This is a genomic window from Herbidospora yilanensis, assembly GCF_001570565.1.
In the GTDB taxonomy this organism is placed as follows: domain Bacteria; phylum Actinomycetota; class Actinomycetes; order Streptosporangiales; family Streptosporangiaceae; genus Herbidospora; species Herbidospora yilanensis.
The window spans coordinates 133,942-149,809 of sequence record NZ_BBXE01000022.1; the positions used below are offsets into that span (position 1 = coordinate 133,942).

General features: G+C 69.2%; 10 protein-coding genes. 6 read left to right on the plus strand and 4 right to left on the minus strand.

Annotated features, from left to right (window positions below; genetic code table 11):
• Positions 1-16: 16 nt before the first annotated feature.
• From AW273_RS37925 to AW273_RS16910, 3 genes are all read right to left on the minus strand, one after another.
• The gene (locus AW273_RS37925) at positions 17-181 is read right to left on the minus strand and encodes a DUF5999 family protein (RefSeq protein WP_198168190.1); all 165 of its coding nucleotides are present in this window, start codon (positions 179-181) and stop codon (positions 17-19) included.
• 291 nt (positions 182-472) lie between these two features.
• A complete protein-coding gene (locus AW273_RS16905) occupies positions 473-1,186 on the minus strand; it encodes a phytanoyl-CoA dioxygenase family protein (RefSeq protein WP_062349283.1) in 714 nt (237 codons plus the stop codon).
• On the minus strand, positions 1,183-3,234 hold the full coding sequence (locus tag AW273_RS16910; RefSeq protein WP_062349284.1) for a spermine/spermidine synthase domain-containing protein: 2,052 nt from the start codon (positions 3,232-3,234) through the stop codon (positions 1,183-1,185). Before AW273_RS16910 ends, AW273_RS16905 begins: the two co-directional genes overlap by 4 nt.
• A gap of 168 nt (positions 3,235-3,402) precedes the next feature.
• Between AW273_RS16910 and AW273_RS39340 the strand changes: the two genes are divergently transcribed.
• Positions 3,403-4,452 carry a lytic polysaccharide monooxygenase auxiliary activity family 9 protein gene (locus AW273_RS39340; RefSeq protein ID WP_062349285.1) on the plus strand — a complete coding sequence of 350 codons (1,050 nt, stop codon included), beginning with the start codon at positions 3,403-3,405 and terminating at the stop codon, positions 4,450-4,452.
• A gap of 65 nt (positions 4,453-4,517) precedes the next feature.
• Here AW273_RS39340 and AW273_RS16920 read toward each other — a convergent pair whose 3' ends face one another.
• Positions 4,518-5,873 carry an aldehyde dehydrogenase family protein gene (locus AW273_RS16920; protein ID WP_232327462.1) on the minus strand — a complete coding sequence of 452 codons (1,356 nt, stop codon included), beginning with the start codon at positions 5,871-5,873 and terminating at the stop codon, positions 4,518-4,520.
• 96 nt (positions 5,874-5,969) lie between these two features.
• Between AW273_RS16920 and AW273_RS16925 the strand changes: the two genes are divergently transcribed.
• The 5 genes from AW273_RS16925 (at position 5,970) to AW273_RS16945 (ending at position 15,838) form a co-directional block, all read left to right on the plus strand.
• Positions 5,970-6,794, plus strand: a complete 825-nt coding sequence (locus tag AW273_RS16925) for a helix-turn-helix transcriptional regulator (RefSeq protein ID WP_062349287.1) — start codon at positions 5,970-5,972, stop codon at positions 6,792-6,794.
• A 197-nt stretch (positions 6,795-6,991) separates the two neighbouring features.
• The gene (locus AW273_RS16930; RefSeq protein ID WP_062349288.1) at positions 6,992-8,257 is read left to right on the plus strand and encodes an ROK family transcriptional regulator; all 1,266 of its coding nucleotides are present in this window, start codon (positions 6,992-6,994) and stop codon (positions 8,255-8,257) included.
• 247 nt (positions 8,258-8,504) lie between these two features.
• Entirely contained in the window at positions 8,505-14,168 is a 5,664-nt protein-coding gene (locus AW273_RS16935; RefSeq protein ID WP_198168191.1) for a ThuA domain-containing protein, read from the plus strand.
• Positions 14,169-14,269: 101 nt separating this feature from the next.
• Positions 14,270-14,827 (plus strand): immunoglobulin domain-containing protein, encoded by a 558-nt coding sequence (locus AW273_RS16940; RefSeq protein WP_062349289.1) that lies wholly within the window; start codon positions 14,270-14,272, stop codon positions 14,825-14,827.
• A gap of 63 nt (positions 14,828-14,890) precedes the next feature.
• On the plus strand, positions 14,891-15,838 hold the full coding sequence (locus AW273_RS16945; protein ID WP_157555861.1) for a hypothetical protein: 948 nt from the start codon (positions 14,891-14,893) through the stop codon (positions 15,836-15,838).
• The last annotated feature ends 30 nt before the right edge of the window (positions 15,839-15,868 follow it).

Here is a 15,868-nt window from a genome sequence, read left to right on the forward strand (position 1 = left end):
TGGGGCGTAACGAGGGTCAGCGCGCGGCGCTGCCGTCGGGGAGCAGCAGGCCGAGGTCCTCGAACAGCACGACGCCGTTGCACAGCAGGCTCCAGCCCTGTTCCGGGTGGGCCGCCACGACGTGGGCGGAAACGCGGTCGGAGGCGTCGGGGGACGGACATCGGGGCTGATGCTGACACATCATCGCGACCTCTCAGGTGAGCTCCTGGATCATCAAACGAACGAATCCGCGGATTTGCGCCCGCACTTCCTACTTTGGACATCTGAAGAGTGACCCAAGCCACTATCACTCCGCTTTCCGTCCGCTGTACGCGGATTGCAAGCCCCGCCCGGGGCGGTTGCGCGCATCTGACACACGTCGCGGTGTTCGCCATGGGGCACGTGGTCGCGAGCAGATGGGCGCGGCCCGGCACGCCCGGGAAGGCCGCTCACCCGCTCTGGTGTGCGCCGCGGTGGCGTGTGCGGTACGCCGTCATCGTGCGAACCCGCGCAGCATCATGCCCTGACCCCGTGACTGGTGCACGTCGTCGGCCGGTTCGTCCTCCGGGTCGCGGAACTGCACCAGGAAGGTGGTGCGGTCTTCGCCGGAGGTGTTCACCCCCGACCCGTGCACCAGCAGGTAGCTGAGGAACAACACGTCACCGGCCTCGGCCTCGACGGGGACCGCCGACGACAACGGCCACTCGTCGAGCGGCAGGTGCCAGCCGCCCTCCTCGACGTGGGGGAGCGGGCCGGCGTGGTGGCTGCCGGGCACCACCCGTACACAACCCTTCTCCTCGGGGGCGTCGTCGAAGTGGAAGATGGCGGCGGCCATCGTGTGGCGGGTGTGCGGGAAGTGCGCGGCGTCCTGGTGCATCGGGAACGGCGAGCCGCGCCCGGCCGGCTTGACGAAGATCTTCGTGTGGTGGAGCTGGACGTTCGGCGAGCCCACGACCTCGGCGGCCACGCCGGTGAACCGGGGGTCGACGATGAGCCGCGAGAACGCGGCGGCGTGGAACTGCGCGTCGTGGCAGTGCCGCAGCTCGGTGTGCCGCTCGGTCAGCTTCCTGGCCACCGCCCACGTGGGGTCGGCCGCCCGCAGCCGGGAGATCAGCTCGTGCGTCTCCCGGCGGTAGGCCGCCGCCTCCTCTCGGGTGAGAAGCCCTTTGACCAGCGCGTATCCGTTCTCGCGGTAGAAGTCGATCACGTCAGCGCCCGTGCGGTGCGCGGCAGCAGCACGAACGCCCCCAGGTAGAGCAGGCCCGCCACGATCAGCAGCGAGTTGTAGCCGAGCACCAGGGCGGCGTATTCGAGGCAGCCGCCGACCATCGCGCCGAGCAGGTTGGCGCCGAAGGCGGTGGTCGAGTCGTCGGTGTCGGTGAACCGCTTGGCGAACACCACGTTGGCCGCGAAGATCGGCAGGAACGCGATGGCCACCGCCACCGGGATGCGCAGCGCCAGCGGCAACGACAACAACCACGAGTTCGGCACGAGCCACCCGATGACCAGGCCGACCGCGATCACGCCGTACATGACCGGAAGGGACGGGGTGCGGAAGCGGCGCGTCACCTCGACCGCGGCGAGCACCGCGACCAGGACGCCCGCGAAGACGATGGCGTTCACCACCCAGGTCGTGCCGAACAGCAGCGCGAAGCCGGTGATGCTCTTGGTCTCCAGCAACATGAACCCGACGCCGAGCAGGAACAGGTCGGCGTAGGGCCGCATCTGCCCGAACGGCCCCGCCACGGCGCGCACCGCGAAGAGGCTGACCAGCAGGATCAGGCCCAGCGCGATGATGTAGAGCGACGGGATCGAGCCGGTGCTCAGGTAGAGGAACGGCCGGTCGTCGCTGGTCGGCGCGGGCGTGCCCGCGGCGGCGCCGCCCCATTCGCCGGCACAGGCCTGGTCGGCGGGGGTGAGCCCGGCGGTGATGACGGCCTGGCCGCCCCAGCCGGTGAAGTCGACGCACGGCTTGTGCCCGAACGCCGCCTGCGCGGTCGACGCGAGCCGGTCGATCAGCCAGGTCTCGCGGTAGTAGTTGTACATCGAGAACGCGCCACCCGGCTTCAGGTGGGCCTTCGCCGCCTCCATCGCCTGCTCGGTGAACAGGTAGCTCTCCAGCCGCAGCGAACTCGCGCCCGACACCAGGGTCAGCGAGTCGGGCAGGGCGAAGAGGATCAGGTCGTACTTCTTGTCGGTGCGCTCCAGGAACGCCCGGCCGTCGTTGATGTGGGTGGTCACGCGCGGGTCGGAGTAGGGCTTGTCGGGGTGGAACTCCCCGCCGAGTTGCCGCAGCTTCGGGTCGATCTCGACCGCGTCGACGTGCTTGGCGCCCTTCAGCAGCGAGATCGCGACGTCGGTGCCGCTGCCCGCGCCGACGATCAGCACGTCGTCGAGCCGCTGCTCGCCTGCGGCGACGGAGCGCTGGTAGGGCATGCCGTACTGCTGCTCCCACTCCAGCCGCTTGGCCGCCGGGATCGCCTGCTGATGGGGGATGCCGTTGACCTGGATGTCCAGGACGTCGACGCCCTGGTTCTGGAACGCTTCGGTGGTGACCTTGTAGTAGGGCGACCAGAGGGCCCCGGCGGAGAACGTCTCGATGGCCAGCGCCGCGATGACCAGCAGCGACGGCACGGCCAGCGCGACCCCGGTGAGGATGCGCTGGGGCCGCATCACCACGAAGTAGCCGATCGCGACCACGAGCCCCCACGCCAGCGGCGGCGCGCTCAGGAACGACAGCAGCGTGAACAACCCGATGCCGCAGAGCGACCCGACGAGGTCCCACCGGTACGCCTCAAGCCGGTCGAGCTTCGGGAAACACTGGGCGACCAGCTCGGCCGGCCCCATCAGCACCAGCGCGACCACCACGAAGATGACCGGCAGGATCAGCCAGGCCGGCGGCCCGCTCGTCTCCAGGCTGGTGAAGTAGAGGATGCCCTGCGCCTCCCGGTTGACGTGCACCGGGAAGAAGCTGATGACCAGCACCAGCACGGCCAGCAGGACCGGCGAGTAGTAGGGCTGCCGTTTCGTGCGCCCCACCCGCAGGAACCCGAGCCCGATGCCGAGGAACGACCCCAGCAGGACGAAGTTGGTGAAATAACTCAGATGGACGACGTTGGACCCGGTCCACCGGATCAGCGACAACTCCAGGAAGAGCATCAACCCACTCGCCACGACGAGGCGCGGTCGCACCGCGAGCCAGTGGCGGGGTTCGTTGTCGTCCTGACGGGCGGGGGCTTCCTGCTGGACTGTCACTTGGGGCACGTTAGCGAACCGGTCAAAGTGTGACTAGTGTCTCTGAATCGTTCAGTTGCTTTCTGAAGATTTCCCAGTTCGGGCGGTAGGGCTGAAGCATCACTGTTGTCCCTGACAACGAGTTAGGAGACGTTGGGCGCTCCCCCACACCTCTCCTAGGAGGAGCACGTGCACACGCTCTCCCGGACCCTGCTCGCGGCCCTGGGCGCCCTGGCACTCTTCGCCACAGCACTCGTCGCGACCGCGAACGCCCACGGCTCCGTCACCGACCCGCCGAGCCGCAACTACGGCTGCTGGCAGCGCTGGGGCACTGACCACCAGAACCCGGCGATGGCCCAGCAGGACCCGATGTGCTATCAGGCCTGGCAGTACGACGTCCAGGCCATGTGGAACTGGAACGGCCTCTACCGCGAGCAGGTGGCCGGCAACCACCAGGCCGCCGTCCCCGACGGCCAGCTCTGCAGCGGCGGCCGGACCTTCAACGGCCGCTACAACGCGATGGACACCCTCGGCGCGTGGAAGACCGTCGACAAGCCCACCCGTTTCACCCTGAACATGACCGACCAGGCCATCCACGGCGCCGACTACATCCGCGTGTACGCCACCAAGCAGGGCTTCAACGCGCTGACGACGCCACTGAAGTGGAGCGACCTGGAACTGGTCGGCCAGGTGGGCCGCGTGCCGACCGGCGCGACCACCCCCGTCGAGGTCAACGCGCCCGGCCGCTCGGGCCGCCACATCGTGTTCACGGTCTGGCAGGCCAGCCACATGGACCAGTCGTACTACTTCTGCAGCGACGTGAACTTCGTCGGCGGCAACTCCACCCCGAGCCCGACCCCCACGCCGACCCCGACGCCCACCCCCACGCCCACGCCGACCCCCACCCCGACCCCCACGCCCACGCCCACCCCGAACCCGGGCCAGGGCTGCTCGGCGACGTACCGGGTGACCTCGACGTGGGGCGGCGGCTTCCAGGCCGACGTGACGGTGACGGCGGGTTCGGCGCCCATCTCCGGCTGGCAGGCGACCTGGACGTGGCCGAGCGGCCAGTCGATCAGCCAGTCGTGGAACGCCACGGTGACGAGCAGCGGCTCGAACGTGACGGCGCGGAACGTGTCGTACAACGGCGCGCTGGGCGCGGGCGCGTCGGCGACGTTCGGCTTCCTCGCCTCGGGCAACGCGGGCACCGCGCCCACGGTGACCTGCCGAACCGTCTGATCCTGGGCCCGCCCGCCGCCGGCCTCCATGCGCACATGGGTGCCGGCGGCGTGGTCGGCCGCCCCTCAAAGCTGGATCGACTTGACCTCCAGGAACTCCTCCAGCCCGAGGCGGCCGAACTCGCGGCCGTTGCCCGACTGGCGGTAGCCGCCGAAGGGGGCGAGCGCGTTCCAGTGGCCGCCGTTGACGTCGACCTGGCCGGCCCGGATCCGCCGCGCGACCGCGCGGGCCTCCTCGTCGGGGCCGAAGACGCCGCCGGTCAGGCCGTAGCTGGTGCCGTTGGCGATGGCCACGGCCTCCTCGGTGTCCCGGTAGGGGATGACCGTCAGCACCGGCCCGAAGATCTCCTCCTGGGCGATGACCGACGCGGGGTCGACGTCGGCGAAGATCGTGGGCCGGACGTAGGCGCCCTTGTCGAAGGGCCGTCCGGGGCCGCCGAAGACCAGGCGGGCGCCGTCGGCGACGCCGCGCTCGATGTAGCCGTGCACCTTGTCCCGGTGCGCCTCCGACGCCATCGGGCCGATCATCGTGGTCTCCAGGAGGGGATCCCCGACGGTGTAGGTCTCGGCGACCGCCACCGCACGGGCCACGACCTCCTCCTGGAGGCCGGCGGGCACCAGCAGCCGGGGCCACGAGCCGCAGACCTGGCCGCCGTTGGCGAAGGCCCTGGCCACGCTCTGGGGAACGGCCACGTCGAGGTCGGCGCCGTCGAGGATCACGTTGGCGCCCTTGCCGCCCAGTTCCAGGGCGACCCGCTTGACCGTCTCGGCGGCCACCGAGCCGATCCGGCGGCCGGCCCTGGTCGAGCCGGTGAAGGAGATCATGTCGATGCCGGGGTGGGCGGAGATCGCCTCGCCGACGACGTCGCCGGTGCCGTACACGACGTTGAAGACGCCGGCCGGCAGGCCGGCCTCGGCGGCGATCTCGGCCAGCACACGAGCCGTGAGCGGCGCGATCTCCGACGGCTTCCAGACGACCGTGTCGCCCGCGACCAGCGCGGGGGCGAGCTTCGAGACGATCTGCTGGAGCGGGAAGTTCCACGGCGTGATCGCGCCGACGACGCCGATCGGCTCCCGGACGACCAGCGAGGCGCCGATCTCCTCGGTCCAGGCGAAGCTCTCCGCCAGGGTGGCGAACGACTGGGCGACGGCCACCGGGAACTGGATCTGCGCCGTGCGGGCCAGGCTGACCGGAGCGCCCATCTCGGCGGTGATGAGGGCGGCGAGTTCGTCGGTACGGGCGGCGATGCCCGCCCCGATGCGGCCCACGACCGCCGCCCGGTCGAGGGGGTCGGTCGCGGCCCAGGAGGGGAGTGCGGCACGGGCGGCGGCCACCGCCCGGTCGACGTCGGCGGCGGTGCCCGCGGGCACCTCGGCGACCACGTCGCCGGTGGCGGGGTTGTACACGGGGATTGTTGTCATACCGTCGAACCTGCCGGGTGCCGGAACCCGCATCCAGGGACGAAGTGTCCGTGCCTCAGCGGAATCAGCCCAGGTCCGGAGGTTGTTGACCGGAACATGCAACGGGCCCGACTCGCCGACTTCCTGCGCACCCGGCGCGAGGCGCTCCAGCCCGAGGACGTGGGCCTGCCGCGCGGCTCACGCCGCCGGACGGGCGGGCTGCGCCGCGAGGAGGTCGCCGCCCTGTCGGCCATGTCGACCGACTACTACAGCCGGATCGAGCAGCAGCGCGGCCCGCAGCCGTCGGAGCAGATGCTCGCCGCCATCGCCCGCGCCCTGCGGCTCACCGACCAGGAGCGCGACCACCTGCTCCGCCTCGGCGGCTACGCCGTCCGGCCCCGCATGAAGGCCACGAGGGGCGTCAACCCCGGCATGGAGCGGATCTTCGAGAACCTTCCCGCCGACGCCGCCGCGCTCGTGGTCACCGACCTGGGCGAGACCCTCCGCCAGACCCCGCTGGCCCGCGAGCTCCTCGGCGACGGCCTCGCCCACGAAGGCCTGTCGGCCAGCCTCCACTACCGGTGGTTCGACGATCCGGCCGTACGAAAGATTCATCCGGTCGACGATCACGCCACGGTGGGCCGGGAACTGGCCGCCGACCTCCTCCGGATCCACACGCGGGACGGCGAGAACTCCCGCGCGGGCGATATCGTGCGGACGCTGCTGGCCCGCAGCCCCGAGTTCGCCGCACTCTGGCGTGAGCATCCGGTGCCCGGTCCGGCGTGCGCCAGGAAGCGGTTCACCCATCCTGAGCTGGGCCTGCTCGACCTCGACTGCCAGACGCTCATGGATCCCGACCAGAGCCAGGCGCTGCTCGTCTACACCGCCCCAGCGGGCTCAGTGGCCGCCCAGAAGCTCAGGCGGATTGGTTTGAACGGGTAGCCAAACTAAAGGGTTGCGCTCCCATCGAACTCGGACGCCTCGCTTTGTAACGGTCCAGTTACGCGCCGCACAAGCCTGCGACCTGCGGTTATTCGTCGATGTCAACTCGTTATCCGTTCACACGGTGCGCTCCAGACACGTGCGTGTTACAAACCTCATTAATTGATTGCCGAGACAAATGAAAGGCGGGTGACCGCGTGACGCATCCACATCGCAGCGCCCGCGCGGCCGGCACCGCCCTGCCGAGCAGCGCACCGATGCTCCGGCAGACCAACCTTTCCCTCGTGTTACGCCACCTGCGTGATCACCCGGCGCAATCCCGGGCCGACATCGCGGAGGCCACCGGCCTGCACCGGGCCACGGTCTCCAACCTGGTGGCCGAACTCCTCGACCGGCGACTCGTCCGGGAGACCGGCACCGAGCACGCCGGGGCGATCGGCCGCCCCCGGCGGCCCGTCACACTGCACGGCGCCCACGTCGGCGCGCTGGGTTTGGAGATCAATGTCGACTACATCTCCGCACACGGGTCCGACCTCAGCGGCCAGGTGCTCGTCGAACGGCGGATCGCCTTCGACGCCATGGCCGGCGGTCCCGATCTCTCCCTGCGCCAGCTCGGCCGGGTGGCTCTGGAGGCCGTCGAGGCGATGAAGGCGGCCGGGGCCACGCCCGCCGGGCTGAGCGTGGCGGTCCCCGGTCTGGTCGACGTGGCGAACGGTGTCGTCACCCTCGCCCCGAACCTGGGCTGGCACGATCTACCCCTGGCCGCGCGGCTCTCCGCGGCCCTCGGACCGTGGCGGGTCCCCGTCACGGTCGACAACGACGCGAATCTCGCGGCACTGGCCGAACACACCTCCGGCGTCGCCGCGGGCACGTCCCACCTCGTTTACCTGACGGGCGAGGTCGGCGTGGGCGGCGGCATCGTGCTCGACGGGAAGCTGCTCCGCGGTGCGGACGGCTTCTCCGGCGAGATCGGCCACCTGCCGGTCGATCCGGGCGGTTCCCGCTGTGGTTGCGGGAGGCACGGCTGCCTGGAGACCAAGGTGGGGCTCGCCGCGCTCATGAAGGCAGCACACCCGGAGACCTCGCTCCCGGCCTCCGACCCGGAGGAGCGGGCGATCGAGATCGCCAGAGGACTGACCGCGGGTGACAGCCGGATGGCTGAGGCGGTCGCCCAGGTGGGCAAGTGGCTCGGGCTCGGCGGCTCGATCCTCGCCAACCTGTTCAACCCGCGTGTCATCGTCGTCGGCGGTTACTTCGCCACGCTCGCCGAATGGCTGCTCCCCCCCGCACAGGCCGAACTGGAACGGCTGGTCGTGGCGCGATCAGCCAGCCAGTGCCGGTTCGTGGCCTCCGACCTCGGCTTCGGCGCCGCCGCTCGCGGCGCCGCGAGCGTGGTCGTCAACCGGCTCATGGACCATCCGACCATGATCCCTGATCCGATTCCCCGGCTGGCGCCTCACTGACGGCGCCGGCCCCCACAAGCCTGGAGGTGGCACCCTCCAGCCCTTGCAATACCGCAACACCCCCCATGTAACACAAGTGGCACCAGCGAGGCGGCGCTCGCTTGCCTGACATCCCCAGTCAGGAAAGGGATTCCCCATGTCACCACGTTCTCGAACGTGGGCCAGGCTCTCCGAGATCCTGCCTTTTAAGAGAAAAATCTCCCTGCGCCGGACCGTGGCGGTCGCATCGGCAGCTCTCATGCTGCCCATGCCCGTCCTGGCCTTCTCCGCTGCTCCGGCCAGCGCAGCCGCTGAACCCGACTTCAAGGTCCTCGTCTTCTCGAAGACGACGGGTTTCCGGCACGACGCGATCCCGGACGGCAACGCGGCCATCCAGAAGCTCGGCACCGAGAACAACTTCGCGGTCGACGTGACCGAGGACAGCGCCCAGTTCACTGACGCCAACCTGGCGCAGTACAAGGCCGTCATCTTCAACTCGACCACCGGCGACCCGGTGAGCACGGCGGACCAGAAGGCCGCCTTCGAGCGCTACATCAAGGCGGGCGGCGGCTTCGTGGGCATCCACGCGGCCTCCGACGGCGGTTACAGCTGGGACTGGTTCCGGCGGCTGGTGGGCGCGTACTTCAAGTCGCACCCCGCCATCCAGCAGGCGACGGTCGTCACCGAGGACAAGGCCCACCCGTCGACCTCGCACCTGCCGATCTCGTGGACCCGGACCGACGAGTGGTACGACTTCCAGGCGAACCCGCGTAGCAGCGTGCACGTCCTGCAGTCGATGAACCAGAAGTCGTACACCGGCTCCACCCAGGGCAACGACCACCCGATCTCCTGGTGTCAGGACTTCGACGGCGGCCGTTCCTGGTACACCGGCCTCGGTCACACCAAGGACAGCTACGTGGAGGCCAACTTCACGAAGATGCTCCTCGGTGGTATCCGGACCGCCGCCGGCGTCGAGAAGGCCGACTGCTCCGCTGGTCTCAGCGGCAGCTACGAGAAGGTCACCCTCGACGACAACACGGCGAACCCGATGATGACCGACATCGCCAAGGACGGGCGGGTCTTCTACATCGACCGCCTCGGCGACATCAAGATCATCAAGCCGAACGGCTCCACGGTCACCGCCGGCAAGCTGAACGTCTTCACCGCCAACGAGTCGGGTCTCCTGGGCCTCGCCCTGGACAAGGACTTCGACACCACCAAGTGGGTGTACCTCTTCTACTCGCCCGCCACCGGTGGGAACGTCGACCGGCTGAGCCGGTTCACGGTCGTCGGCGACACGATCGACTTCGCGAGTGAGAAGGTCGTCCTGAACGTGCCGGTCCAGCGGGCCGAGTGCTGCCACCACGGCGGCGGCATGCTGATGGACCACAAGACGGGTGACCTGTGGCTGGCCACCGGTGACAACACCAACCCGTTCGCGTCGGACGGCTACACCCCGATCGACGAGCAGTCCGGCCGTTCCTCCTGGGACGCCCAGCGCACCTCGGGCAACACCAACGATCTGAGCGGCAAGGTCCTGCGCATCACGCCGCAGCCCGACGGCACGTACACCATCCCGGCCGGCAACCTCTTCCCGCCGGGCACCGAGAAGACCAGGCCCGAGATCTACGGCATGGGCTTCCGTAACCCGTTCCGCATGGGTCTGGACCCGAAGACCGGTCACGTCATGGTGGCCGACTACGGACCTGACGCCGGCTCCGCGAGTGCCACCCGCGGTCCCCGCGGCACGGTCGAGTGGAACCTCCTCAGCGCCGCCGGCAACTACGGCTGGCCGTACTGCGTGGGCAACAACACGCCGTACATCGACTACAACTTCCAGACCAAGGCCTCGGGCTCGGCGTTCAACTGCGCCGCGCCGGTCAACGAGTCGCCGAACAACACCGGTCTGACCAACCTGCCCGCCGCCAAGGCCGCGAGCATCTGGTACGTCAGCAGCGCCGACGCCAACAACTTCCCGGAGCTGAACGGCGGCGCCCCGATGGCCGGCCCGGTCTACCGCTTCGACGAGGCGCTGAACTCGCCCGTCAAGTGGCCGGCCTACTGGGACGGCAAGGCCATCTTCGGCGAGTGGAACACGAACAAGATGTTCTCGTTCCAGCTCAACGAGGCCGGCACCCAGCAGCTCAAGATCAACCAGATCCTGAGCTCGATGAGCTTCAAGCGTCCGATGGACCTCAAGTTCGGTCCTGACGGTGCGCTCTACCTGATCGAGTGGGGTTCGGGCTTCGGCGGCGACAACGCCGACTCGGGCATCTACCGCATCGAGTACGTCAAGGGCAGCCGCCCGCCGATCGCGAAGATCACCGCTGACAAGACCGACGGCCCGGCTCCGCTGACCGTCAACTTCTCCAGCGAGGGCTCGCGCGACCCCGACGGCCAGCCGATCACCCTGGAGTGGGACTTCGACAACAACGGCACCGTCGACTCGACGGCCGCCAACCCGTCGTACACCTACACCCAGCCGGGCAACTACAGCGCGGTCCTCACCGTGAAGAACAGCCTGGGCGCGGTGGCGCACGCCAACGTCCCGATCGTGGCCGGCAACACCCGCCCGGTCGTGAACATCACCCTGCCCCCGGCAGGTGGGTTCTTCGAGTTCGGTGACCAGGTGAAGTACACCATCACCGCCACCGACGCCGAGGACGGCACGATCGACTGCACCAAGGTGCAGCTGCAGGCCTACCTGGGCCACGACAGCCACGGTCACCCGCTCGACCAGAAGACCGGTTGCTCGGGCACCATCCAGACGCTGTCGGACAGCGGCCACGGCATCAACGACAACCTCTACTACATTCTTGAGGCGACCTACGCCGACAAGGGTGGCGCGGGTGGCGCCGGTTCGCTGACCGGCCGTTCGGAGGTCATCCTCCAGCCGAAGCGCAAGCAGGCCGAGCACTTCACCGAGACCGGCCGGGTCCAGGGCGGCACCGGTACCGACACCCCCGGTGTCGCGACCGAGACGACCACCGACCCGCTGGGCGGAAACCTGAACATCGGTTTCACCAACGACGGTGACTTCTGGGCCTACAACCCGGTGAACCTGTCGGGCATCGACTCGGTGACCCTCCGCGTCTCGTCCGCCGGTCCCGGCGGCACGGTGCAGATCAAGGCCGGCAACCCCAACACGGGCACGCTGGTCGGCTCGGTCGACATCACCCCCTCGGGTGGCTGGCAGACCTTCAAGGACGTCTCGGTCCCGCTGACCAACGTCCCGGCGACCTCCGGGCCGCTGTACTTCATCGTCCGCAAGCCGGCTTCCGCCGGTAACGGCGACTACCTGCTCAACTTCAACTGGGTCGACTTCGTCGGCAAGGGCGTCACCGACAACCAGCGCCCGACGATCACCGCGACCGGCACCCCGCTGACGGGCACCGCGCCGCTGAAGGTGGACTTCACCTCCACCGCGTCCGACCCCGACGGCGACACCCCGCTCACGTACAAGTGGAACTTCGGCGTCACCGGCGCCCCGCAGCCCACCACGGCGAACGCGAGCTACACCTACAACGCGCCCGGCACCTACGTCGCCACCGTCACGGTGACCGACGCCAAGGGCTCGTCGAACACCGCCTCGGTCAACGTCAAGGTCGAAGCTCCGAACGTCACCTGCTTCTCGGGCCGTTCGGACGACTTCCTGGGCAGCGACCTCAACCGCACCCGCTGGTCGGTTCTCCGTGAGAACCAGGACCTCAAGGTCGTGGACGGCTCGCTGGTCATCCCGACCTCGCTGACCGACATCTACGGCACCAACAACTCCACGCCGGTGAGCAACGTCGTGCTCCAGCCCCTCCCCTCGGGTGCCTGGACCGCGACCGCCAAGGTCACCATGCGCGCCGACCAGCAGTACCAGCAGGCCGGTCTGGTCGTGTACGGCGACGACGACAACTACGCCAAGATGGTCATCCAGGGTCGCGCCGCGAACGCCACGCCTGACCACGCGCAGCGTATCTTCCAGTTCATCCGCGAAGAGGCGGGCGTTCCCAACGAGGTCACGGCGAGCAACACCGCCAACCTCGGAGACGCCTTCCCGGACACGTTCTACGTCCGGTTCTCCAGCAACGGCAGCAACCTGAACGCCTCCTACTCGGCCGACGGCACCACCTTCACGGCGATGTCGGAGACCAAGCAGCTGGCCGGCATCACCAACCCGCGCATCGGCCTCGTGTCCTTCGCGAACACCGGTCAGCGCGCGGTCGTGGACGCCAAGTTCGACTGGTTCAGCATCACGCCGGACGACACCGCCGGTAACACCGACCCGAACGACGACTTCAACGGCACCACGATCGACCCGTGCCGCTGGAACGCCATCGTCCGTCCGGACTCCACCACCGCCAAGGTCACCGGCGGCAACCTGGAGCTCACCACCACCACCGGCGACATCTACGGCACCGGCAACTCCGGTCCGAAGAACTTCATCCTCCAGACCGCGCCCTCGGGTGACTGGACCCTGGAGACGAAGGTCGACGCTTCGGCGCTGAGCGAGCAGTACCAGCAGGGCGGCCTGATGGTGTACACCGACGACGACAACTACGTGAAGTTCGACCTGCTCACCACCAACGCCGCCGGTGCGACCGTGGTGCGTGGCGTCGAGCTGCGTAGCGAGGTCGCCGGCACCGTCCAGAACCCGCAGCCCAACGCCAACCCGGGCACCGGTGTGGTCTGGCTGCGCCTGAAGAAGACCGGCACGGTCTTCCAGGGTTCGTACTCGACCAACGGCACCACCTGGACCGACATGTCGGCGACCGTCAGCAACACCGCGGTCGGCACTCCGAAGATCGGTGTCTACACCATCGGCACCAACCAGCAGGCTGCGAAGACGGTCAAGTTCGACTACTTCACGCTGACCAAGGCCAGTGCGGCCGACACGACCGCTCCCACCACCACCGCCACGACCAACCCGGCTGCTCCGGCGGCCTCCGGCTGGTTCACCAGCGCCGTCCTCGTCACGCTCGCGGGCACGGACAACGCCGGCGGCAGCGGTATCGCCAAGACCGAGTACCAGGTCGACGGCGGCGCCTGGACCACCTACGCGGACTCGTTCGCGGTCGCCGGTGACGGCAACCACACCGTGAACTACCGTTCGGTGGACAAGGCCGGCAACACCGAGGCGACCAAGTCGCTCGCGCTCAAGGTCGACGTGACCGCCCCTGTCACCACCGCGGACTTCCTCCCGGTGAGCCAGGACACGGTCCCGGTGACCCTCGCGGCGACCGACGCCACCTCGGGTGTCGAGAAGATCGAGTACGCCCTCGACGGCGGCGCCTGGACCGCCTACACCGCTGCGGTCAACGTCAGCGGCGTCGGCGATCACCAGCTCCAGTACCGCGCCACCGACAAGGCCGGCAACGTCGAGGAGACCAAGGCCGCCACCATCAAGATCGAGGAGAACGAGCCCACCATCCTCATCTCCGGTGTGGCCGAGGGTGCCGAGTACGGCGACAGCCAGGACGTCACCATCGCCTGGGAGATCGCCGGCTCCGGCATCAAGACGGTCACCGGCACGCTCGACGGCCAGCCGTTGACGTCCGGTGCGGTCGTCGAGCTCTACCGCCTGGCTCTCGGCGAGCACACGCTCACCGTGACCGTCGAGACCAACGCCGGTGGCGTCTACTCGCAGTCCGTCAAGTTCAAGACGGTCACCTCGACCGAGGAGATCTCCGCCCTGATCGCTCGCTTCCAGGCCGCCGGCACCCTGTCGGCCAAGGCCGCGGCGAAGCTTCAGGACGACATCAACAAGGTCATGGTGTCGGAGGACAAGGGCCGCGAGCGGGACCAGAAGAAGATCGTCAAGAAGCTCACTCGCTTCATCGAGGCGGTCAACGACCCGAAGAACGTGACCAACGTCGTCGTGAAGGACACGCTCATCCGTGACGCCAACGCGCTGATCGTTGAGAACGGCGGCAACCCGGTCTAACCGGAAGTTCGCAGTACAACCTTTGATAGTGGGGTGCCCCGCGCGCCGTAGTGCGCGCGGGGCACCCGTGTTTTCCCAGTCAGATGAAGGGACCCCCACGAATGAACAAGGCACTGAGGTACGCCCTGGCCGTCGTGCTGGCCGGTCTCGGCCTGCTGCTCGGCGCGCAGCAGGCCATGGCCGCAGCGGACGGCCCGATCAAGCTGGAGGTGGCCGGCGACGGCGGCCGTAACGTGAACGTCCTGGTGACCTGGAAGAAGGACGGCACGCCCGTCACCGAAGTGGTCGCCGCGACCCTGTTCGCGGAGAGCTCCGACGGCAGCCGCACCTTCGGCCCCGTGCCGCTGATGTCGGCCCCCGAGGGCCAGAACCTCTACAACCCGGCCGAGCTTCTGCCGGACGGCGAGTGGAAGGTCACCGTGAAGGCCACGAAGCCGAGCAAGGCCCAGGCCTCCATCAAGGTGACCTCGGGCGAGGTCCCCAACGTGCCCACGACCGAACCGGTGACGACGGCCAAGATGGCCGAGCGCGCGATGGCGGCCGAGGAGAGCGCTTCGGAACTCCCGCTGCTCCAGATCGGCATCATCGGCGGCGCGGTCGCGGCCGCGGTCGTGGTGTTCTTCGTGCTGGTCCGAGGCCGGCGCGCACCGGTGCGTTAGAAGCGGGCGCAAATCGGCAACCGTTGACGGAACCTCCGGAATGTAACGCTTCGTCCTCCAGGTATGAGGCGTTACTCCGGAGGGCACGTCGTGGCGATCGGCGTGACCGTCATGACGCTCTGCCTCGGCGGCGCGATCCTCGCGCTCGACCACCTGATCGACCGGCAGCCCCGTTACTTCGGGCTCGCCGGGACGGTCCTCCGCTCCAGCCAGGACACCGGCCAGATCGACGTGGCCTATCGAGACGGCGGGGGCGCGGAGAAGTCCGTCCGCTTCGTCGTCCACGACCCGGCGCTGTTCGCACCCGGCGACCGCTTCGGGCTGCTCCTCCTCACACCGGCCGGCACGATCCATCCGGACGAGGTGTACGGCCAGCACGTCAGGGACCAACCGCCCCCTCCGGCGATCGACACCACGCCGAGTGAGGTCCGGCACGTCCTGCTCCCGCTCGGGATCCTCCTGCTGGCCTGCTGGGCGGTCCGCGCCTACTTCACCGCCTCGGCCGCCGACGCCCCGGTGACCCGCGCACGGGCCCGGCACCGGACCCCGATCGGCGACGAGGACGCCGGGCACGAGAACAGGGTGCTCTCCCGGCACCTGATCGAACTCGACCCGTGGGATTCCGACCTCCCCCGAACGCTGCTCCAGCCCGTGTTGTGGAGCCCCGCCCTGGAACGACTGGCCGACGGCGCCGTCGTGGACATCCGCCTCGGCCGGGGACCGCTGCGCCGGGCCGTCATCGACCTCCCCGACGGCGGCCGGTTGTGGCCGGCGGGCCGCGCCCGGGTCGTGCACGACGGGCCGCGCGTCTCGTCGGCGCCGCCCGAGTCCACGTGGCCGTCGCTGCTGCTCGCCGTGGTGAGCCTGGGCTCCGGCGCCGCGCTGGCCTTCCTCCTCAAGGGTGCCCTCGGCACGGCGGCACTCCCCATAGGCCTCGCCGCCGGCGCCGGCCTCGGCGCGCACCTCTGGGCCTGGTCGGGCGGTTTCGCGGGCCGCCCACCCCGGCGGTAGCGGGTCTTCGCGTCGATCACCTTCACCGGG